General features: G+C 71.0%; 23 protein-coding genes. 12 read left to right on the top strand and 11 right to left on the bottom strand.

Translation table 11 applies throughout. From position 1 onward, the window contains the following. From HY68_RS34130 to HY68_RS34120, 3 genes are all read right to left on the bottom strand, one after another. On the bottom strand, positions 1–227 hold a 227-nt coding region (locus tag HY68_RS34130), incomplete at its 3' end, for an aldehyde dehydrogenase family protein (protein ID WP_041999298.1). 7 nt (positions 228–234) lie between these two features. Further along, positions 235–990, bottom strand: coding sequence for a (5-formylfuran-3-yl)methyl phosphate synthase (locus HY68_RS34125; RefSeq protein ID WP_041999297.1), 756 nt, complete (start codon positions 988–990; stop codon positions 235–237). 214 nt (positions 991–1,204) lie between these two features. Continuing rightward, entirely contained in the window at positions 1,205–2,236 is a 1,032-nt protein-coding gene (locus HY68_RS34120) for a DUF4331 family protein (RefSeq protein WP_041999296.1), read from the bottom strand. A 186-nt stretch (positions 2,237–2,422) separates the two neighbouring features. Here HY68_RS34120 and HY68_RS34115 point away from each other — a divergent pair, with 186 nt between their 5' ends. Beyond that, complete coding sequence (locus HY68_RS34115; RefSeq protein ID WP_041999294.1) at positions 2,423–3,364, top strand: tellurite resistance/C4-dicarboxylate transporter family protein; 942 nt, start codon at positions 2,423–2,425, stop codon at positions 3,362–3,364. A 23-nt stretch (positions 3,365–3,387) separates the two neighbouring features. Here HY68_RS34115 and HY68_RS34110 read toward each other — a convergent pair whose 3' ends face one another. Further along, positions 3,388–3,813: a DUF1622 domain-containing protein gene (locus HY68_RS34110; RefSeq protein WP_107070258.1), complete on the bottom strand. Its 426-nt coding sequence runs from the start codon at positions 3,811–3,813 to the stop codon at positions 3,388–3,390. Between the two features lie 172 nt (positions 3,814–3,985). Between HY68_RS34110 and HY68_RS34105 the strand changes: the two genes are divergently transcribed. Continuing rightward, the gene (locus tag HY68_RS34105; protein WP_041999290.1) at positions 3,986–4,699 is read left to right on the top strand and encodes an SDR family oxidoreductase; all 714 of its coding nucleotides are present in this window, start codon (positions 3,986–3,988) and stop codon (positions 4,697–4,699) included. 60 nt (positions 4,700–4,759) lie between these two features. Here HY68_RS34105 and HY68_RS34100 read toward each other — a convergent pair whose 3' ends face one another. Beyond that, positions 4,760–5,455: a type 1 glutamine amidotransferase domain-containing protein gene (locus HY68_RS34100; protein ID WP_198533478.1), complete on the bottom strand. Its 696-nt coding sequence runs from the start codon at positions 5,453–5,455 to the stop codon at positions 4,760–4,762. A 152-nt stretch (positions 5,456–5,607) separates the two neighbouring features. On the opposite strand from HY68_RS34100, the gene thpR reads away from it, so the two are divergent. The 5 genes from thpR to HY68_RS34075 are packed head-to-tail and all read left to right on the top strand — an operon-like array spanning position 5,608 to position 9,632. After that, positions 5,608–6,204, top strand: a complete 597-nt coding sequence (thpR, locus tag HY68_RS34095) for an RNA 2',3'-cyclic phosphodiesterase (protein WP_041999284.1) — start codon at positions 5,608–5,610, stop codon at positions 6,202–6,204. Positions 6,205–6,263: 59 nt separating this feature from the next. Continuing rightward, entirely contained in the window at positions 6,264–6,704 is a 441-nt protein-coding gene (locus HY68_RS34090) for a MarR family winged helix-turn-helix transcriptional regulator (RefSeq protein WP_041999281.1), read from the top strand. A 29-nt stretch (positions 6,705–6,733) separates the two neighbouring features. Beyond that, positions 6,734–8,494 carry an MFS transporter gene (locus tag HY68_RS34085; RefSeq protein WP_041999278.1) on the top strand — a complete coding sequence of 587 codons (1,761 nt, stop codon included), beginning with the start codon at positions 6,734–6,736 and terminating at the stop codon, positions 8,492–8,494. A 2-nt stretch (positions 8,495–8,496) separates the two neighbouring features. Further along, positions 8,497–9,063: an isochorismatase family protein gene (locus tag HY68_RS34080; protein WP_042000686.1), complete on the top strand. Its 567-nt coding sequence runs from the start codon at positions 8,497–8,499 to the stop codon at positions 9,061–9,063. Further along, positions 9,060–9,632 (top strand): YbhB/YbcL family Raf kinase inhibitor-like protein, encoded by a 573-nt coding sequence (locus tag HY68_RS34075; protein ID WP_041999275.1) that lies wholly within the window; start codon positions 9,060–9,062, stop codon positions 9,630–9,632. The genes HY68_RS34080 and HY68_RS34075 overlap by 4 nt, the downstream gene beginning before the upstream one ends. Positions 9,633–9,634: 2 nt before the next feature. On the opposite strand, the gene HY68_RS34070 is transcribed toward HY68_RS34075, so the two are convergent. From HY68_RS34070 to HY68_RS34060, 3 genes are read right to left on the bottom strand one after another with little or no spacing between them, the layout of a single operon-like run. Further along, positions 9,635–10,309, bottom strand: coding sequence for a hypothetical protein (locus HY68_RS34070; protein WP_041999272.1), 675 nt, complete (start codon positions 10,307–10,309; stop codon positions 9,635–9,637). Positions 10,310–10,337: 28 nt separating this feature from the next. Further along, positions 10,338–11,465, bottom strand: coding sequence for a hypothetical protein (locus tag HY68_RS34065; RefSeq protein ID WP_052457445.1), 1,128 nt, complete (start codon positions 11,463–11,465; stop codon positions 10,338–10,340). Further along, positions 11,462–12,628, bottom strand: a complete 1,167-nt coding sequence (locus HY68_RS34060) for an FAD-dependent oxidoreductase (RefSeq protein WP_041999269.1) — start codon at positions 12,626–12,628, stop codon at positions 11,462–11,464. The genes HY68_RS34065 and HY68_RS34060 overlap by 4 nt, the downstream gene beginning before the upstream one ends. 344 nt (positions 12,629–12,972) lie before the next feature. Here HY68_RS34060 and HY68_RS34055 point away from each other — a divergent pair, with 344 nt between their 5' ends. Beyond that, positions 12,973–13,668, top strand: a complete 696-nt coding sequence (locus tag HY68_RS34055; RefSeq protein ID WP_347560679.1) for an SDR family oxidoreductase — start codon at positions 12,973–12,975, stop codon at positions 13,666–13,668. Between the two features lies 1 nt (position 13,669). On the opposite strand, the gene HY68_RS34050 is transcribed toward HY68_RS34055, so the two are convergent. Further along, on the bottom strand, positions 13,670–14,296 hold the full coding sequence (locus HY68_RS34050) for a dihydrofolate reductase family protein (protein ID WP_041999263.1): 627 nt from the start codon (positions 14,294–14,296) through the stop codon (positions 13,670–13,672). A 78-nt stretch (positions 14,297–14,374) separates the two neighbouring features. Further along, positions 14,375–14,986, bottom strand: a complete 612-nt coding sequence (locus tag HY68_RS34045) for a GPP34 family phosphoprotein (protein WP_041999260.1) — start codon at positions 14,984–14,986, stop codon at positions 14,375–14,377. Positions 14,987–15,111: 125 nt separating this feature from the next. Between HY68_RS34045 and HY68_RS46235 the strand changes: the two genes are divergently transcribed. Beyond that, entirely contained in the window at positions 15,112–15,717 is a 606-nt protein-coding gene (locus tag HY68_RS46235; protein ID WP_041999257.1) for a muconolactone Delta-isomerase family protein, read from the top strand. A gap of 55 nt (positions 15,718–15,772) precedes the next feature. On the opposite strand, the gene HY68_RS34035 is transcribed toward HY68_RS46235, so the two are convergent. Then, positions 15,773–17,278, bottom strand: a complete 1,506-nt coding sequence (locus HY68_RS34035) for an NAD(P)/FAD-dependent oxidoreductase (protein ID WP_241778847.1) — start codon at positions 17,276–17,278, stop codon at positions 15,773–15,775. Positions 17,279–17,470: 192 nt separating this feature from the next. Here HY68_RS34035 and HY68_RS34030 point away from each other — a divergent pair, with 192 nt between their 5' ends. From HY68_RS34030 to HY68_RS34020, 3 genes are all read left to right on the top strand, one after another. Next, the gene (locus HY68_RS34030) at positions 17,471–18,475 is read left to right on the top strand and encodes a TDT family transporter (protein WP_241778846.1); all 1,005 of its coding nucleotides are present in this window, start codon (positions 17,471–17,473) and stop codon (positions 18,473–18,475) included. 91 nt (positions 18,476–18,566) lie between these two features. Then, positions 18,567–19,013, top strand: a complete 447-nt coding sequence (locus HY68_RS34025; protein ID WP_041999254.1) for a nitroreductase family deazaflavin-dependent oxidoreductase — start codon at positions 18,567–18,569, stop codon at positions 19,011–19,013. 5 nt (positions 19,014–19,018) lie between these two features. Further along, positions 19,019–19,390 (top strand): nuclear transport factor 2 family protein (locus HY68_RS34020; protein WP_041999252.1); only part of this gene is annotated, 372 nt, incomplete at its 3' end.

The raw sequence follows: 19,390 nt of genomic DNA, 5'->3' as shown, positions 1-19,390 counted from the left end.
GCGCAGGCCGCCTCCACGGCGTCGGCTGCGGCGAGCAACGCGGCGGCGCGGGCGACGGGGTCGGTCCGCCAGCCCCGCCAGGCGTCGTGGGCCCGGCCGACGACGGCGTCCAACTCGTCGGGGTGTTGGTCGGGAGCGTCGTCGAAGGGTTCGCCCGTCGCCGGATCGACGACGGCGAAGCGCTCCCTGCGGGTTATGGTCGCGCGACGGTGCTGACTCGCCGGCATGCCGGCGTCAGCTCGCGGCGGCGACGGCGGCTGCGGATTCCCGGGCGTGGCGGTCCATCTCCGCGCGGAAGGCGGCCACCAACTGCGGCTGGATCCTGCCGGTGTTGCGGTCGCCGCCCTCGCAGACCGCACCGCGCACCCCCACGATGTCCGTGCCCATCCGGGTCAGCGCGCCGAGGTCTCCCGCTTTCACACTGCCGGCGAGGGCGGCGAGCAGACCGGCCTCGTGGGACAGCCGGACGAACTCGGCGCAGGCCTCCGGCGGAACGTGGTCGAACAGCCGGGTCCCGTCCTTGATCGCGGTGTCCAGCATGGCCGCGTCGGAGCCGGAGCGGCGGGCGATGTCGGGCAGCGCGAGCGGGTTGACGCTGCCGATCCGGTGGGCGTCGGCGTAACCCGAGGCGACGACGAACGCGTCCGGCCGATAGTCCTTCACCGCCCGGACGACGCCGCTCATGATGTCGACGGCCTGGTCGGACGTCGTGCATCCGTAGAGGCCGACCTTGATGTACGTGGCTCCCGAGACGACCGCGCCGAGCGCCGCCTGGGCCACCGTGCCGGGCTTGTACGGCACGTCTCCCACAGTGGCGGACACGGGCGTACCGGCGGGGATCGCGTCACGGATCTCTCTGATCACCCACGGGAAGTTCGCACCGAGCGAACCCTCGTCGGGCTTCTTCACATCGACGATGTCGAGATGCTCCGCCGCCTTCGCGCAGTCGAGAGCTTCCGTGACGCTGTCCGGGGAGATGAGAAGCAACAACGTAGAACTCCTTCCGCCGCATGTCCGCCCGGGCAGGAGGCGGTTACGCGGAGTCGAATGAATCCGTTACGGTCTGCTCATCATTGCTGCCGTTCCGTGTTCGCCGGTAGGGCGTGCGGAGTCGAATGGGCACACCGAATTCCGCACCGGTGCGCCGTGCACGCCGGTGCGGAAGTCGGTGTGGATGCGGGTGCGGCTTCCGGAGCCGTTTTCGTCAGACGGCCGGTGCCAGGTAGGGGAAGTACGGGGTCGAGGGGGCGTCGACCGCTTCCTTGCCGAGGCCCACGGCCAGCGCACTGTCGGTGGCGAGGGAGAACATGACCTCGCCGGCGTTGTCGTTCAGCGCCCGGCCGTTGAACTTCGCGAAGCCGAAGACCGCGGGAGTGCCGATCGTGTACGGCAAGATGTCCGGGAGCACGCGATCGGCCACCGTGCGACCGTAGTTGTGCGGATCGGACGTGGTGCCACGGGCCGCGACGACCGCCGCGACGCGGGCGGCGATCTCCTCGTTGAACGTGTCGGCATCGTGGGCGGGGGCGGTCTGGTTCAGCCGCTCGGCGAGTTCGTCGTCGAACTGCGCGAAGATCGGCGAGACCATCGGGAGCCCGCACCTGTTGATGCGGTGCCATCCGCCGGCATCGGTGGCCAGCGCGGTGACGCCCCACACCTTGATGTCCTTGCCGCGGGTGAAGGGCACCAGGCCGGCGTCCGGCACCTCCAGCACGATCGACCGTACTTTCTGCCCGGAGAACAGGCTTTTCACCGGGTCGGCATCCGGTGCGGGGACATCGACGTCGGTGCCGTGCTGGAACGCCTGGCCGACGGCCTCCACCACGGCCGGGTTCATCCAGAACGGGTCGCCGGCCCTGCCGGTCCACACGCGCAGGCCCCCGTCGGTGCTGAGTTCCCGCCCTGTCGTGCCGCTGAGCAGCACGGTGCCGTCCGCCGCGTCGTCGCCCGCGTCCTCGCCCACGAGCCTGCGCAGCTCGACGGCTTGCGACTCCTGCTCGTCCGGCGGGCCGAAACTGAAGCGGTAGGTCAGATTCTCGACGGCGTCGCCCGTGCTGTCGATCTTGAATTCGTACCGCGCCTCGGGGTGGAATCCCTTCGGCGCGTCCGGGCCTGCGGCGTCGGAGCATACGTTCATCACGAAGACGGTCCCGCGCTCACCCCGGAACACGTACACGTCGGAGATGTTCAGCCGGGCATCGGCGCGGGCTGCGGGTGAATCGAGATGATGAGACATGTCCAGTGACTCCTCTGCGCGACTCTCCCTGCCCGGGAGGCATGTCCTGGTCGTCCGGATCGGAACCGACACCGGGCCGTGGGGCCGCGCGGCTGACAGCGCATTACCACTACAAAGGTAGTCGCCCCGCTTCGCGGGCGCGCGGCCGAACTGGTGGGTTCGGGGACGCGCTGGTGGAATGGGACGGTGACGCATACGGCAGCCGTGGGGAGCGTCGGCGAACTGCGCGCCGGGGGCGGCGCCGCCGTGATGGCCACCGGCATCCTGTCGGTCGGGCTGCATCTCGTCGGCGACGAAGTCCTGTCGTTGACCGCCCTCGCCGTCGGCGCGTGCTGGTGGGTCCTGCTCGCCGTGTCCTTCGTGATCACGTTCTTCAGCGACAGGACCCGCTGGGCCGCGGAGGCCGGGACCCCGCCCGCGCTCACCGCTGTCGCGGCCACCACGCTGCTGGGTACGCGCCTGTCCCTGCTCGGATGGCAGAGCACGGCTGCCGCCCTGCTCGCGCTGGCGGTGCTCGTGTGGCCAGGACTGCTGGTGACCGTCGTGCGCCGGGCGGACCGCCGTCACCTGCACGGCGACATCTTCCTGATCTGCGTGGCCACACAGGGGATCGCCGTGCTCGGCGGAAGGCTGTCCATCGCGGACGGCTCGGCCTGGCTCGGCACCGCGGCCGTCGCCTTCTTCTGCCTCGGGGTCGTCCTGTACGCGGTCGTGTTGCCCCGCTTCGACCTCCGGCAGATCTTCACCGGCGCGGGCGACCACTGGGTGGCCGGCGGTGCACTGGCCATCTCGGCCCTGGCTGGATCCACACTGCTCGCGTCCCCCCGGTGGACCGGTACGGCACACCGGACGCTGGATACCGCCGCACTGGTGCTTCTCGCGCTCGCTGTCGCCCTCTGGGCGCTGCTCGCGTACGCGGAGATCCGCCGGCCGCGTCTCGCTTACGACGTCCGTCGCTGGTCCACGGTCTTCCCGCTGGGGATGACCGCGGCGGCTTCGCTCTCCCTCTCCGCCTCGGCAGGCGTCATGTGGCTGGAGCCCCTGGGCCGGGTCCTTCTGTGGATCGCGGTGGGGGCGTGGCTGCTCACCTTCGCCGGCCTGGTCACGGCGCGCGTGCGGCTGTCCTGAGGAGCGGGGCCGCGGACCATGGGTCAGGGCGAGGGATCGTCGCTGTCGGACGGCGGTCTCGGCGTGCCCCCGTCGACGGCGCGGGCGACATGCGTGCCGCCGGTCTTCAGCGCCTGCCGCCACGGAAGAACGCCTTCGATCTCGATCTGCAGGGAGAAACTCAGGAAGGTGCGAATCAGCACGATCAGTCCCAGCACGGCGACGTTCTCGAAGGTCGGCGCGACGGCCACGGTACGGATCAGGTCCGCCGCCACAAGGATCTCCAGGCCGAGCAGCAACGCTCCGCCGAAGACCTGTCGCATCGCCCGGTAGCCCTCCGCCGCCAGTCCCGACCGCCGCCAGTCCCGTGCGGCGACCGCCAGCGCCAGCACGAAGCCGACGGCCAGTACCACCGCACCGACGCCCTCGAAGACCTGCGCCGCGTGGTCCATCGCTTCGGTAAACGTCACGCTTCAGCTCCGGGCGTCGAGACAGCGTTCTCCTGCTGCCATCGTCGGGCCGTGGCGCCCGGGCGGCGACCGCAGCCAGTCCTACTCCCCGGGGCGCCGGATGGCCGTTCCTGTCCGATCCCGGAAGAATTGACGGGCAGGCGTTCGGCATCCGATCCGACGGGAGTTCCTCATGGACGCCACACGGAAAGTCGCCGTCATCACCGGAGCGTCGGGGGGCATCGGGACGGCCCTGGTCGCCGCTTACCGCGGGCTGGGCTACGCGGTCACGGCCACCAGCCGCTCCGCCCCGCCGACGAACGATCCCGAGGTGCTGTCCCTGGCCGCCGACGTGGCCGAGCCCGGTGCCGGGGCGCGGGTGGTCGACGCGACCGTCGACCGTTTCGGCCGTATCGACACACTGGTCAACGGCGCCGGCGTGTTCGTCGCCAAGCCGTTCACCGAATACACCGACGCGGACTACGAGTTGGTGGTCGGCGTGAATGTGCGCGGTTTCTTCGAAGTGTCGCGCGGTGTGATCGGCGCCATGCTCTCCCGGGAGGGCGGCGGCCATGTCGTGAACATCTCCAGCAGCCTCGTCGACAACGCCGACGCCGAGGTGAGCGGGGCGCTGACCTCCCTGACCAAGGGCGGTCTGGACGGGGTCACGAAGTCGCTGGCGATCGAGTACGCCACCCGCGGGATCCGGGTGAACACCGTCGCGCTCGGCGTCATCAGGACCCCGATGCACCCGACCGACCCCGACGGGTTCCAGGCGGCACGTCATCCGGTCCGCCGGATGGGCGAGGTCGACGATGTCGTCCGCGCGGTGCTCTACCTGGAGCAGGCCCCGTTCGTCACCGGTGAGATCTCGCACGTGGACGGCGGCCAGAGCGCCGGGCACTGAGCGACGTACACCGACGAGGCGGGCGGGTAGGCCGCCGCCCGCCGTCGGCGTCAACTCGCCTCAGGCGAGGGTTTTCAGGAGCCGCTCCCCCAGTACCGCCGCGGAGTGCGGGTTCTGGCCGGTGACCAGGTTGCGGTCCTCGACCATGTACGGCTCCCAGATCGGGCCGCGGCTGTAGTCGACGCCGACCTTCTCCTTCAGATCGGTCTCCAGCAGCCAGGTCGCCCTGGACGCGAGTCCGACACCTTCTTCCTCCTCGTTGGTGAAGCCCGTGACCCTGTAGCCCTTGAAGGGCGACTCGCCGTGAATCCTGGTGGCGAGCAGCGCGGCCGGGGCGTGGCACACGATGAAGAGCGGATTGCCCGAGGCGAGCTGCGCCGTCAGCAGCCGGCCCACGTCGGCGTCGAACGCGAGGTCCGACATCGGGCCGTGGCCGCCCGGCAGATAGACCGCGTCGTAGTCCTCCAGGCGCACGTCCGACAGCTTGAGCGGGCGTCGCATCACCTCGGCGTCGCGGATGGTGGCCTCCAGATCGAGGGCCTCCTGTTCGCCGCCCGCCATGGACGGCCGCAGACTCATCATGTCGACGTTCGGGACGGCACCGCCCGGTGTCGCGACCACGACCTCGTGGCCGGCGCCCGTGATCTCCCGGTAGGGGTTCGCGAACTCCTCGGCCCAGTAGCCGGTCGCATACCTCGTGCCGTCCTTGAGCACCCAGTACGTCGCTCCGCTCACTATGAAAAGGATCTTCGCCATCACTCACGCGCCTCCACCCGTACTTTTCGACCGATTTGTCGGCTTCCAGCGTAGGCAGGGCTTCGACCAGGCGCATGCGCTCCCGGATCCGACGCTTTCCCTGACGATGCGTCACATTTCGCCGACGCTCAGGATGCGGTACGAAGTCCGGTGTGACAGCTGAGAATCGGCCCGCGACCGTTCGCGTGTTCATCGCCCTCGCCCCGCCCGACCACGCCAAGGAAGAACTGGACCGGGAGCTGCGCACCGCCCGTGACACGCACCCCGACATGCGATGGAACCGCATCGAGGACTGGCACATCACCCTGGCGTTCCTCGGAGAAGTGCCGGTCGGGACGGTGTCGCTCCTGCGGCCGCCGCTCGCCGCTCTCGCGGCGGACCACCGGCCGCCGCGCCTGGCACTGCACGGCAGCGGAACCTTCGACGCGCGGGTGTTGTGGAGCGGAATCGAGGGAGACGTCGACGAGCTGCATCAGCTCGCCGCCGATGTGCGCAGCGTCGTCAAGGAGTGCGGTGTCCTCCTGGAGGACCGGCCCCTGCGGCCCCATCTGACGTTGGCCCGCGCCCGCCGGAACGATGACTCCTCGGCGGCGGAGATTGCCGAACGGCTCGCCGGGTTCACCGGCTGCCGGTGGCCCGCGTCGCGTCTGCATCTCGTCGGCAGCAATGCCGGCCGTGGCGGCGGGCCGGTCCGCTACCGCGACATCGAGGCGTGGGCACTCGGCGACGGGAACTCCGCCGGCTCCTGAGCGACGACGGCAGGATCAGCTGGATTTACTAAGGTCGACTTATAAAGTAGCCTTAGCATATGAGTGATGATCTGGACCCCGACGCGGTCGCCGCCGCCCTGCTGGCGAGTCTCAGCGTGCTGGTGCGACGGGTGCGGCAGGTACCGGTCGACGGCGGACTCACGATGCCCGAGCGGACCGCCCTGTCGCGTCTGGACCGGTTGGGCCCGACCACCTCCTCCGCACTGGCCAGGGAGGTGCAGATCACCGCACAGGCCATGGGGGCGACGCTCGGTACGTTGCGCGACCGCGGCCTGGTCGAACGCCGGCGCGACCCGGACGACGGCCGGCGTGTCGTGCTGACGGTGACCGACGCGGGCCGGCAGGCGCTGAAGGACAAGCGCAACGCGCGGGCCGAGCTCATCGCACGCGCCCTGACCGGCGACACCTTCACCCGGGCCGAGCTGGAGCGCCTCGCGGCGGCGGCGCCGCTGCTGGAGCGGCTGGCCCAGAACATCTGACGCCGAAGGAACCCTGAGGAAGCAGGCCGATGACGGACCCTCCCACCACGCGTGCCCCGCGCGGCCCGGTCGACGACGACGACCGGTACAAGTGGACGGCACTGACGAACACCACCGCCGCGGTCTTCATGTCCGGGCTCGACGGCTCCATCGTGCTGATCGCGCTGCCCGCGATCTTCCGGGGCGTACACCTCGATCCGCTGGCGCCTGGCAACATCGCCTATCTGCTGTGGATGATCATGGGGTACCGGCTGGTCCAGGCCGTCCTGGTGGTCACGGTGGGCCGCCTGGGAGACATGTACGGCCGGGTCCGGATCTACAACGCCGGGTTCGCGGTCTTCACCTTCGCCTCCGTCCTCCTCTCCTTCGACCCCTTCGACGGCGGCCACGGAGCGATGTGGCTGATCGGCTGGCGGGTGGTGCAGGCCGTCGGCGGCTCGATGCTGACCGCCAACTCGGCCGCGATCCTCACCGACGCCTTCCCCGACGAGCAGCGCGGCTTCGCCCTCGGCATCAATCAGGTCGCCGCCCTGGCGGGGATGTTCATCGGCCTGGTCGCCGGCGGTCTGCTCGCCGCATGGGACTGGCGCGCGGTGTTCTGGGTGAACGTGCCGGTCGGCGTGTTCTTCACGCTGTGGGCCTACCGCACCCTGCGCGAGACCGGAAAGCGCGGTGGCGGCCGGATCGACTGGTGGGGCAACATCACCTTCGCCGTGGGCCTCAGCGCGGTCCTGGTCGCTGTCACCTTCGGCCTCCAGCCCTACGGCGGACACACCATGGGCTGGACCAACCCGCTGGTCGACGTGCTGATCGTCGGCGGGCTCGTCCTCCTGGCGGCGTTCGTCGTCATCGAGAACCGGGTGGCGGCGCCGATGATCCAACTGAGCCTCTTCCGGCGGCGCGCCTTCACGTTCGGCAACCTGGCCGGCCTGGCCATCTCGATCGGCCGCGGCGGGATGCAGTTCGTGCTGATCATCTGGCTGCAGGGCATCTGGCTTCCGCTGCACGGTTACGACTACGGCGACACCCCGCTGTGGGCCGGCATCTTCATGCTGCCGCTGACCGCCGGGTTCCTCGCCGCAGGACCCGTCTCCGGATACCTGTCGGACCGGCTCGGCTCCCGGGGGCTCGCCACCGGCGGCGCGGTACTGTTCGGCGCCAGCTTCCTGGGCTTGATGGTCCTGCCGATCGACTTCAGTTACTGGGTCTTCGCGCTGCTGATCGCGCTCAACGGGATCGCCAGCGGTATGTTCGCCTCCCCCAACTCCTCCTCGATCATGGGCAGTGTGCCCGCGCACCTGCGTGGTGTCGCCTCCGGGATGCGGGCCACGTTCCAGAACTCCGGGACGGCCGTCTCCATCGGTGTGTTCTTCTCGCTCATGATCGCCGGGCTGGCCGGCAGCCTCCCGCACACCCTCACCGGCGGACTGCAACAGCAAGGCGTACCGGCCCATATCGCCGGCCAGGTCGGCAACCTGCCACCGGTCTCGTCCCTGTTCGCCGCCCAACTGGGCGTCAACCCGATTGAGCACCTGCTCCAGCCCACCGGCGCCCTGGCCCATCTGACGGCCGCACAGCGACAGACGCTGACCGGAAGGGAGTTCTTCCCGTCCCTGATCGCCGGCCCCTTCCACTCCGGTCTGGTCGTCGTGTTCGCCTTCGGCGCCACGCTCGCCTTCCTCGCCGCTGTCGCCTCTCTGCTGCGCGGCACCGGCACCGCGGCCAAGGCCCGGGGGCCGCACGAAGCCGCACCGACCCCGGCAACCAGCCGACATCCACAGGAGAAATGACCGTGACACTGACAACGATCGATCCCACCTCCGCACTGGTCGTGATCGACCTGCAGAAGGGCATCGTGTCCGCCCACAGCGACCCGGCGGTCACCGCTGCCGTCAAGCAAGCGGCAAACCTGGCGGCCGAGTTCCGGCGGCACGGCCTGCCCGTGGTCCTGGTGAACGTCACCGGACGCGCGCCGGGACGCACCGAGGCCGGACGGTCCGGAAGCGGCGCCGCACTGCCGGCCGGCTGGGCCGATCTCATCGACGAACTCGACGTCCAGCCGTCGGACCACCTGATCACCAAGCGGCGGCGCAGCGCCTTCCACGACACCGGTCTCGACACCCTCCTGCGGGATCTGGGCGTCACCCAGATCGTGCTCGCCGGGATCTCGACCAGTTCGGGCGTCGAGTCGACAGCCCGCTCGGCCTCCGACCACGGGTATCACGTCGTCCTGGCCACCGACGCCATGACCGACCCCGACGCCGAAGCGCACCGCCACAGCATCGCGCGCGTCTTCCCGAAGCTCGGCGAGACCGCCACCACCGCCGAGGTCGTCGAGAAGGCCGGGGCAACACGATGAGTCTGCTCGGCCGGCTCCTGAAGAACCGCAGGGCGGGCGAGGCCCACCTGGCGTGGAACCTGCCCAACCTGCGAGGCCATGACCTGCTGACCGTCACCAGCCGGGACTTCGGCGACGACGGCTCCATGCGGCTGGAACAGTGCGCGAAGCACATCGGCGGTGACGACGTCTCCCCCGAACTGGCCTGGAGCGCGCTCCCGGCAGGGACGGCCCAACTCCTGCTGGTCGTCGAGGACATCGACGTGCCCATGGGCAAGCCCGCCGTGCACTGCCTCGCCCTGATCGACCCGGCGGCCGGGCACCTGGAGCCCGGTGCCCTGGCCGGCCGGAAGCCGGGCTCCGGGGTACGGGTGCTGCGGTCCACGATCGGCCGCGGCTACCACGGTCCCGCGCCGGTCAAGGGCCATGGCCCGCACCGCTACGTATTCCAGTTGTTCGCCCTCTCGGCCCCCGTGGACAGCGGCCCGGCCGGCACGCCGGTGGACCGGGCACGGCCCCGTGCCCTCCTGCCCGCCGTCAGCGCGTCCGTGCTGGGCCGAGGACGGCTGACCGGGGTCTACGAGCGCTGATCTCACCACACCCGGGCACGCAACTGCCGCAGGTAGGCGGTGGGATCGGGATGTGCGCCGTCCTGGGCCCCGGAACGGTGCAGTTCCATGCTGCCGTCGGGCCGCAGCCGGATCGTCGTGGTCGCCGCGCGTTGCGGTGCGTCAGGGGTGTCCGGTGTGATTCCGGGGAGGGTGGCGGGGTCGAGGACAGGAACGTGGTCGGGGAACATGGCGCGGGCCCGGGCCGCCGTGGGCGCGGGCGGGCGGCCGGTGCGGTTGGCGCTGCTCACGTACAGGACGGGATGTTCGTCCAGCACGGGCAGCAAAGGATCCCAACGGGCGCCGAACAGCAGGGTCCAGCCGGCGTACGTCGCCGGGTTCAGCCAGGTCGGCGGCGTGCGGTCGTCACGCAGCGGGGCGAGCAGCGTCACGCGCTCGTCGGTGAGGAGCGACCGGGCCGTTCGGGCTGCCTGCGGGGTGAGGTCAAGTGCCTTCAGGACCAGGTCGGTTGTACGGGGGTGGTGGGTCCACAGGGCGACGGGCTGGTCGGCGGGGCGGTCCTTGGCCCGGTTCACCGCGTACGGAGTCGTCGCGGCGACGACGTACGTCAGCGGCGCCGGGTTGGGCAGCACCGCGGCCCTGCCCTGGGCCAGGGCGGCGCGAACAGCGTCGCCGGTGTCGTCGTACGGAGAGTTCATCGCGCGGACTCGCGCACCACGTCGACGGTCATCGTCCCGCCTTTCGGTCACTGGTCACGGCCGGCTCACCGGGCAGGAAGCCCAGACCGCAGAACGGTAGCCCGACCGGATCGGGCACCTGGTGCGGGATCGCCGACGCGGACAGGGTCCCCGCCGCGGTGGCGATCAGGTCGGCGACCGCCGCGCGTACGGTCTCCCTGACGAACGCGTACACCCGCTCGGGCGACGCGGCGCTGAACGCGTCGCGCGCGTAGTGCTCGATCGAGTCGACGATGACCGCACCGGCGTTGACCAGCGGCGTCGGCACGTAATCGATGCCGCGGCCGTGCAGGACTCGCGCGGTGACGTCCTCGTCGGCCAGGACGGCGTTGGCCGAGCCGATGACGGCACCGCACCGCAGCCGCCCGGCCAGCGCGGGGTCGATCAGGTCGCTCACCGAGCAGGGCATCAGGACGTCCACGTCCTGCGCGGCCCAGTCCTGTACGGGCCGGCTGCCCGGGACGTCCGGCGCCCCAGGCGCGGTGTCGCAGGTCAGGACGGACGCGCCCGCCGCCACGAGTTCCGTCGCCAGTACGGCGCCCACCTTGCCCACGCCGTGCACCAGCACGCGCAGCCCGGTGACGGGGCCGCCTGCCCAGGCCTCGACGGCGCCCAACACGCCGTACGCGGTGGCCGTGTTGGGCTCGACGCTGCTGCCGATCGCGTTCAGCACGTACGGCGTCATGAGCGACAGCCGCTCCATGTCGGCGGCGTCCACCCCCATGTCGGCGCCGGTGTAGAGCGTGCCGGCGGCGTGGTTCAGCACCTGCGCGACCGCTGCCAGCAGTTCCTCGTCGACCACGTCCGCACCTGTCACCAGCATCTTGGCCCCCCAGAAGCCGGTGCGGTGCAGTTGGTGTTTGAGCAGCATCTCGGTGGCCAGCCGGCGGGTGAGGCCCCGGGGATCAGTGACCAACTGGCCACAGGCCAACCGCAGTCCCCCGTTGGCGGGCAGGGGGTGTGCGGGGTCGCCGGTGGCCAGCGCCAGATGGAGAACGCTGCCACGGGGGCCGCTGAACCGGCTGACCCGTACGGCCCCCGGCTGCCCTGCCGCCTGCCCTGCGGCCTGCCCTCCCGGCTCCGCTCCGGCGCGACCGACCACGCCCCGGCCGGTCATGCGAGGGCCAGCGCGGGATCGTGGTGGGCGCTGCGGCCGTCGACCGCCAGGTCCGCGCAGATCCGGCCGAACATCGGGACGAACTTGAAGGCCCATCCCGCCGACTGCACCACCACCCGCTCACCGTTCGGGACCGAGGCGGGCAGCGTCCCGAGGTAGAACTGGCGGCCGGGGTCGGTGGGCAGCGCCGCCAGACAGCTGCCCGCCCGCACGCCCCGGGGCACAAGACCGGGGAGGTGATCCCGCACCCATCGGGCGGCGCTGCCGAGATCGCCACCGTCCGGGACGGCGGGCGCCCCCGGATCCTCGTCCTTGACGGTCCGTTCGGCGTCGGAAGCGGCCCTGACGAGATCGCTCCCGGTCCACGGGTTGTGGCCGAATCCGTAGAAGGAGCCGTTGCCGTCGCCTTGTTGCGGCGCCAGGAAGGCGTACCAGGTCGGCAGGTCCACATCGGCGGCGCGCCGGGCGAAGTACGCGGAACTCATCCGGAAGACATGCAGATCGAGCGGGCAACCGAGCGGTGCGAGCAGTTCGTTGGCGAACGCACCGGTGTTCACGATCACCGTTCCCGCCCGGTAGGTGCCGGAGTCGGTCCGTACGGTGACGCCCTCGCCGTCCGGCTCCACGGCCCGGACCCGCTCCTGCTCGCGGACGCGCACCCCCGCCTGCGCGCACAACTGGGAGAGCGCTGCGACCGTCCCCTTGACGTCGATCACACCGCCGTCGCGCTGATAGAAACCCTCGTGGTCGGCAGGCAGCCGGGCGAAGCCGAAGCGGGACTCGATCTCGGCCGCCGACAACCACTCGTACGGCACGCCGAGACGTCCCAGAACGGTGGCCGCCGTGTGCAGTTCCCCCTCGCTCGTCGCCAGTCCGACCCGTCCGAACCACAGGCTGCCCGTCCGGTGCAGCAGCCGCCTGTCGGCGGCGGACTCCAGCGCGTGCCAGCGGGGCAGGGTCTCCAGCGCCAGCCGTGACCACTGTTCCTCGCTGTACTGGAGCCGCCACTGCCGTTCCAGACCGGCGGAACTCGCCCAGTCGTGTCCCGTACCGAACCGTTCCAGCACCGTCACCGAGCGTCCGCGCCGGGACACCTCCCAGGCGGACGCCAGGCCTATGGCGCCGCCCCCCACGACGATCACGTCCGCGTGCTCCGCCGGCATCTCCGCACCCCGCCCCCCCCGGCGGGAAGGGCCCCACCGACGCGCTATCCCTGCCCCTGGGTCCACAACCGGGAACGCGACGCCTCATGGCGTGCGGAAGCACACGCACGTGGTGTGCGCACTCCGCGCGCCCCACCCGCGTCGAGGTGCCAGGACCGCAGAGACTGGGCCGAGGGGACCGGGCCGAGGAGGCGGTCAGTGGCCCGAGGGGCGACGATGGTACGGGGGAAGGGGGAGCGGACGGTACGGACAAGGGGGACGAGAAGCCGGAGGTTTCGATGGCTGCCGCACCTGTTGTTCCCGGGGCCCACAGCGCAGGGGGTTTCGCCGGTCGGACGGTCGTGGTGATCGGTGCCAGCGCCGGCATCGGGCGCGAAACGGCGCGCCAGGTGCGCGCGGGCGGCGGTCAGGTGGTTCTGGTCGGCCGCGACCCCGAACGCCTCCGCGAAGCCGCGCTGGAGCTCGACGCCCGCAGCACGGCGGTGTTCGACGCCACCGACAACGACCGGCTCGGGCAGTTCTTCGAGGATCTGCGGGGACCGGTCGACCACGTGATGGTCACCGCCGGACGGCCGTCCTACACGCCGCTGGCGGACATGGACCTCGCCACCGTTCAGCGGGAGGTCAACGACCGCTTCGCCGTAACCCTCGGCGTGGCACTCCACAGCCGGGACAAGGTACGGGCCGGGGGCACGCTGCTGTTCATCGGCGGCACCGGGGGCCGGCGTCCCGGCGTCGGCATGGCCGTGGCGTCCGCGCTCACCGCCGCACTGCCCGCCCTCACCGCGAATCTCGCCCTGGAGACGGCGCCGGTCCGGGTGAACCTGATCGCGCCCGGATTTGTGGACACCCCGCTGTCGGCATCGCTCCTCGGCGATCAACTCGACGCCCGCCGTGAGGAGTTGCGTAACACACTGCCCATCGGACGAGTGGTGGGTCCGGCCGATGTCGCCGCGCTGGCGCTGCACATCATGACCAACGAGGCGCTCACCGGCGCCACGTTCGACGTGGACGGAGGCCAGCAGCTCCTCCCCCACTGAGTCAGTCGTCCTCGCGATCGGGTTCGCCCATGGTCCCCGTCCTCGGGGTGCCGTCGGCGAGCGCGTAGCGCAGGTGCACGGTGCCCTTCGGACCGGCCGCCGGCGGTGCGAGGAGTGTGAGGTTAGTGGGCACCTCGCCCCCGTCGAACACCTTCTTCCCGACGCCGAGCACGACCGGGTGCACCCAGAGGTCGAGACGGTCGAACAGCTTCTCGCGCAGCAGGGTCTGCACCAGGTCCAGACTCCCGACGACCTTCACCCGCTCGTGCCGGTCGCGGATCTCACGCACCGCGTCGGGCAGATCCGGACCGAGCAGGTTGGACCCGGCCCACGGCAGGTCGGGCTCGCCGCGCGAGGCCACGTACTTCGGGATGCTGTTGAAGAGCGTGGCGATCTCGCCCTCCTCCTGGTGGGGCCAGTAGCCGGCGAAGATGTCATACGTACGCCGGCCGAGCAGGAGGGCGTCCGTGCCCGCGTACGCGGCGCTGATCTGCTCCCCGGTGACCTCGTCCACCAAGGGCGCCTGCCAGCCGCCGAACGGGAACCCCACCGGGTCCTCGTCGGGGCCGCCGGGCGCCTGCCCGACGAAGTCGAGGGTGGCGAACAGCTCGATGTCGATGAGGCCCATGTCTACTCCCGATGTGGCGGTCGTTCCGGTCAGTGGGTAGACCTCGGCGGACCGGCGGACTCATCGCCAGGACGGGGGTCAATATCCCCGCTGTCGGTTGTCGGCCGCGGCGTCCTCCAGTCGGTGCTCCCGCTTGTCGCGTTCGTCCGCCAGCTCGGCCAGAGCCCGGTCCACCGCGGCGACCACCACGTGGACGGTGTCACCGACCGGCGCGGCCGGACGGGCCGACCGCTCCCCCTCGACTCCCAGACTGTGCGCGAGCCGCACCAGAACCGCCTCACCCGACTCCCAGCGCTCCATGGCGGCTCGGCGGACCGGGGAGTCGGCCGGCGTCCTGCCCTCGCCCCTGAACAGCAGCCGGTGCCGGTGCGGGCGGATCAGCAGTCCGTCGGCTTCGAGAGCGTCCACGTACCGCCACGACAGGCCGCGCCCCCGACGCCACAGCCATTCGTCCACCGTCTCGAACGGCGCCTCCCGCACCATCGAGGAGACGGCCCCGTCCAGCAGGCCGTCCGGCCCGGTGCGCCTGCTCCCCGGAAGGACGCGGTTGTCCGCCAGCCTCACACAGTCCTCGGCGGCCAGATCGATCAGCTCGGCACCCGCCAGCGCGAGCGACAGGTCACCGGATTCGACCGGTGTCGTCGCAGCCGAATCCATCACCACGAGGAGCAGGTCGCATGATGTCGTCACAGCTCACACCGCCGTCCGATGGGTGGCACCGTATGGCACCGATCATCACCTTTCACGGTATACCGGGTAGCGGGCCGGAGCCATCACGGGGTGCGATCAACCGGCCTTCGCCGGAGGATGAGTTCATGGAATTCCTCGTCACGATGACCACCAGCGTTCCGGAGGGGACGTCACAGGCGGAAGTCGACGCCGTACGCGCCCGTGAGGCCGCGAACTCGCACCGGCTGGCCGAGCAGCGGCAGTTGCTGCGCCTGTGGCGCCCGCCGTTGCAGCCCGGGGAATGGCGCTCGCTCGGGCTGTTCGCCGCACCGGACGCGACACAGCTCGAAGAGATCCTGGCCTCGATGCCTCTGCGTGTGTGGCGCAGCGACGAGGTCACGCCCCTGACGCCCCACCCCAACGACCCCGGACCGGCTTCGGCCGGTACGCCCGCGGCCGCCACGGAGTTCCTGGTGTCCTTCGCCCCGATCGCCTCGGACGTCGGGCCGTCCGAGGCGCTGGAGGACGCCACAGCGGCGGAGGCGGTACGGACGGCGGAGCTGGCCCGGGAGGGCACGCTGGTACGTCTCTGGCGCACGCCCGGCGAGCGCCATGCGCTCGGACTGTGGCGCGCCCGGGACACCGACGAGATGCAGTCCGTGCTGAGCACCCTGCCGCTCGCCGGGTGGCTCTTCGTACGGACGACGCGGCTGAGCGAGCACCCGAGCGATCCCGGCCGGGCCGAAAGCTGACGGCCGCAGGGACAGCCGGCCGACTTGTCGACCACGCAACGCGTCGACTCGTCGGCTAGGCGGCCCGCCGGCCGGCGTCCAGCGTCTCCAGGAGGCGCAGCCAGACCTCGCTCGCGGTCGGGTAGCTCGGCACGACGTGCCACATCTCAGCGACCGGCAGGCGCGCCACCATCGCCGTCGTCGCCGAATGCACCAGTTCCGCGACGCCCGCGCCCACGAAGGTCGCACCGGCCAGCGTGTCCGTCGCCCGATCGATCACGAGCTTGGCCCGGCCGGTGTAGTCCTCGCGCATGACGTAGGTCCCCGCGAGAGCGGCCATGTCGTACTCCGCCGTCTCGACGTCGACTCCCGCGGCGTCCGCCGCCGCCTCCGTCATGCCGACCGAGCCGACCTCGGGCACCGTGAACGTCACCTGGGGTACCGCACGATGGCCTTCCCCGCTGCTGAAGCGGCTCCCGCGCTCGAAGGCGTCGCCCCCGCCGGCGGCCCGGGCCGCGATCACCTCACCGGCCACGCGGGCCTGGTACTTGCCCATGTGGGTCAGCAGCGCCCTGCCGCACGCGTCGCCGATGGCGTAGAGCCACTGACCGGTGGCGCCTCGGACCGTCTGCTGGTCGTCCACGTCGAGAAATCCACCGCCCGTGATCCCCACGGACGCCAGCCCGATGTCGTCGGTGCGCGGCACCCGGCCCGCCATGACGACGATCTCGTCGGCGCGCAGTGTGTTTCCGTCGTCCAGCTGGACCTTGACCTCGCCGCCGTGCGTCCAACCCACGCCTGTGTCGCGTGCGTTGTGGCGTTCCACTTCGGTGAGGCTCCGGCCGGGGAACAGCCGCACGCCCGCCGACTCAAGACGCTCGGCGACCAGCTGCCCCGCGAAGGGCTCCTGACGTGTGAGAAGCCGGGTGTCCCGGTAGACGAGGCTCAACTCGGCCACTCCCAGGCCGTTCAGCCAGGTCGCCGCCTCGCACGCCGCCACACCACCGCCGAGGATCACCACACGTGGCGGCACGTGGTGGAGATTCGTGGTGTCGCGCGAGGTCCAGGGGCGGGCCTCGCGAAGTCCTGGGACGGGCGGTACGGCGGGTGCGGATCCCGTGTCGATCACCACGGCGTGGCGGGCGGTGAGAGTACGGGTCTCCCCCGACGGATCCGTCACCTCGACACGGCGTTCCCCCGTCAGCCGGCCGTACCCGCGCACCACGTCGATGCCCGCGCCGAGCGCCCACTCCACCTGCGAGTCGTCCGAGAGACCGTGCACGACGACGTCCCGGCGCGCCAGCACCGCCGGTACGTCGAGCTCTCCCCCGTCGACCAGCGAGGACACGCCCGGCACGTGTGACGCGTCGTCAAGGACCTCGACCGGACGCAGCAGTCCTTTGCTGGGCATACACGCCCAGTACGAGCATTCGCCCCCGACGAGATCCGCCTCGACCAGCACCGCGTCCAGGTCCGAGAACTGCGTGGCGTACTGCGCGGCGTTCTCGCCCGCCGCCGCTCCCCCCAGCACGATGACGTCCCATTCCGACCTCGCGGGATCGAGTGCTGCCGTCAGGTGCACGGCTCTCACTTCTCTCTTCCGACGCATTACGGTCCAAAGGCGCAGATTTCTCAGCGACCCCCTCAGTATGCGCCCGGCACGCTGACGGGGCTCGGCCAGTCGGGCGAAGGTGGCGGCCGCCGCGCCGGTAGGCGGATCCGTACGGGCATGTCTGGGGGACAGGCACCGGAGCACGTAGGGAAGGAACCCGCTGTGACCGCTACCAGGGTGCCGCTGACCCTCTTCGGGATCCCCTTCGGCGTCGCCGGGCTGGCCGGGACCTGGGGGGCGGCGGCGAGCGCGGGATATGTTCCGCGATGGCCGGGGGACGCGCTGATCGCACTCGGTGCGGTCCTGTGGCTGGCCGCGGTGGTGCTGTACTTCCGAGGCGCCCTGTCCACGAAGGGCGCACTCGTCGCGGACCTGACGAGCGGCATCGTGAGTCCGTTCGCCTCGCTGATGGTCATCATCCCGATGCTGCTGGCCGCACAGGGAATCGTGCCGCACGCCCTCGGCGCCGGGCGGGTCGTCGTGGACATCTTCATCGTGCTCACGCTGCTGCTCGGCAGCTGGCTCACCGGCCAATGGATCTACGGCTCCTTCGAGCTGGACCAGATGCATCCGGGCTACTTCCTCCCCACGGCGGCGGGCGGCCTCATCGCCTCCGCCGCGGCGAGCGCGGTCGGTCAGCGGGGCCTGGCGGAGTTCATGCTGGGCCTGGGAGTCATCTGCTGGCTGATGCTGGGAAGTCTGATTCTGGGACGGCTGTTCTTCCGGCCGTCGCTGCCCGCGGCGCTGACCCCGACCATGGCGATCGAGGTGGCGCCCGGCGCGGTGGCGAGTCTCGCGGTCCTCGCCCTCAACGGAAACCGGATCGACCTCCCCGTGGCCTTCCTCGCCGGCTACGGGCTGCTCATGGTGATCGCCCAGATCCGGCTCTTCCCGGCGTACCGCAAGCTCTCCTTCGGCCTGGGCTTCTGGTCCTTCTCGTTCTCCTGGGCCGCTGTGGCCTCGGCCACGATGCACTGGATCGCGCTCTCCGACCTGGCGGGCCCCCGCGTCTACGCCTGCCTCGTCCTGGCCGCCATCACCGTGTTCGTCGCGGTCCTCGCCGCTTTCACCGTGCGCGCCGTGAGCCGGGGGCAGCTGCTGCCGCCCGCTCCTCCCCCGCCTCCCGCGCCTCCCGCGCGGGACGCCGGGGCACAGTCCGACAGGTGAGGGATCATGGAGACGGCAGATCCGACCGAGGGCCGAGGCAGCCGGCAGCACGCCGGTCGCCATGCGCCCCCATCACGGAAACGAGGACAGCATGCCTCTCAGCGGCGAGTACCAGCCGAGCCCCGAGCAGTGGGTCAGCGAACAGGTCGCGTTGTACGAGGGTTCAGGGGGCGCCGAGGGTACGACGTTGCGGGGTATCCCCGTCATCGTCCTCACCAGCCTCGGAGCCAAGAGCGGCAAGATCCGCAAGAACCCGCTGATGCGGGTGGAGCATCAAGGGACGTACGCCGTGGTGGCGTCGCAGGGCGGTGCGCCCAAGCATCCGACCTGGTACCACAACCTGGTCGCGAACCCGCTCGTCGAGCTCCAGGACGGCGCCGTACGGCAGGACATGACGGCCCGTGAGGTCGAGGGGGCGGAGCGTGACCTCTGGTGGTCCCGCGCCGTCGAGGTCTGGCCGGACTACGCCGACTACCAGACGAAGACGGACCGGGTGATCCCCGTCTTCGTGCTGGAGCCCGTGGCCGACGCCGGCTGATCCCGATGGATCCTGATGTCCGGAACAGAGCCGCCGTCGAGGACCACTGGCGGGCGTCGGAGCGTGGCGACAACGAGGCCGAGCACGCCGTCTACGCCGCCGACGCGGTCCTCGACTACCCCCAGTCGGGTGAGCGGTTCCGGGGCCGCGCGGCGATTTCGGCGCAGCGTGGCGGACACCCCGCCGACCGTCATTTCACCGTCCGGCGGATCACGGGCAGTGGGGATCTGTGGGTGAGCGAGTGTGTCATCACCTACGACGGAGTGCCGACCTGCTCGGTGAGCGTGATGGAATTCGCCGACGGGCACGTCGTGCACGAGACGCAGTACTTCGCCGACCCCTTCGGGGCGCCCGCGTCGCGGGCGGCGCTCGCCGAG

The sequence above is a fragment of the Streptomyces sp. AcH 505 genome (assembly GCF_000818175.1).
GTDB lineage: Bacteria > Actinomycetota > Actinomycetes > Streptomycetales > Streptomycetaceae > Streptomyces.
This window is presented reverse-complemented; position numbering and strand designations above follow the sequence as displayed.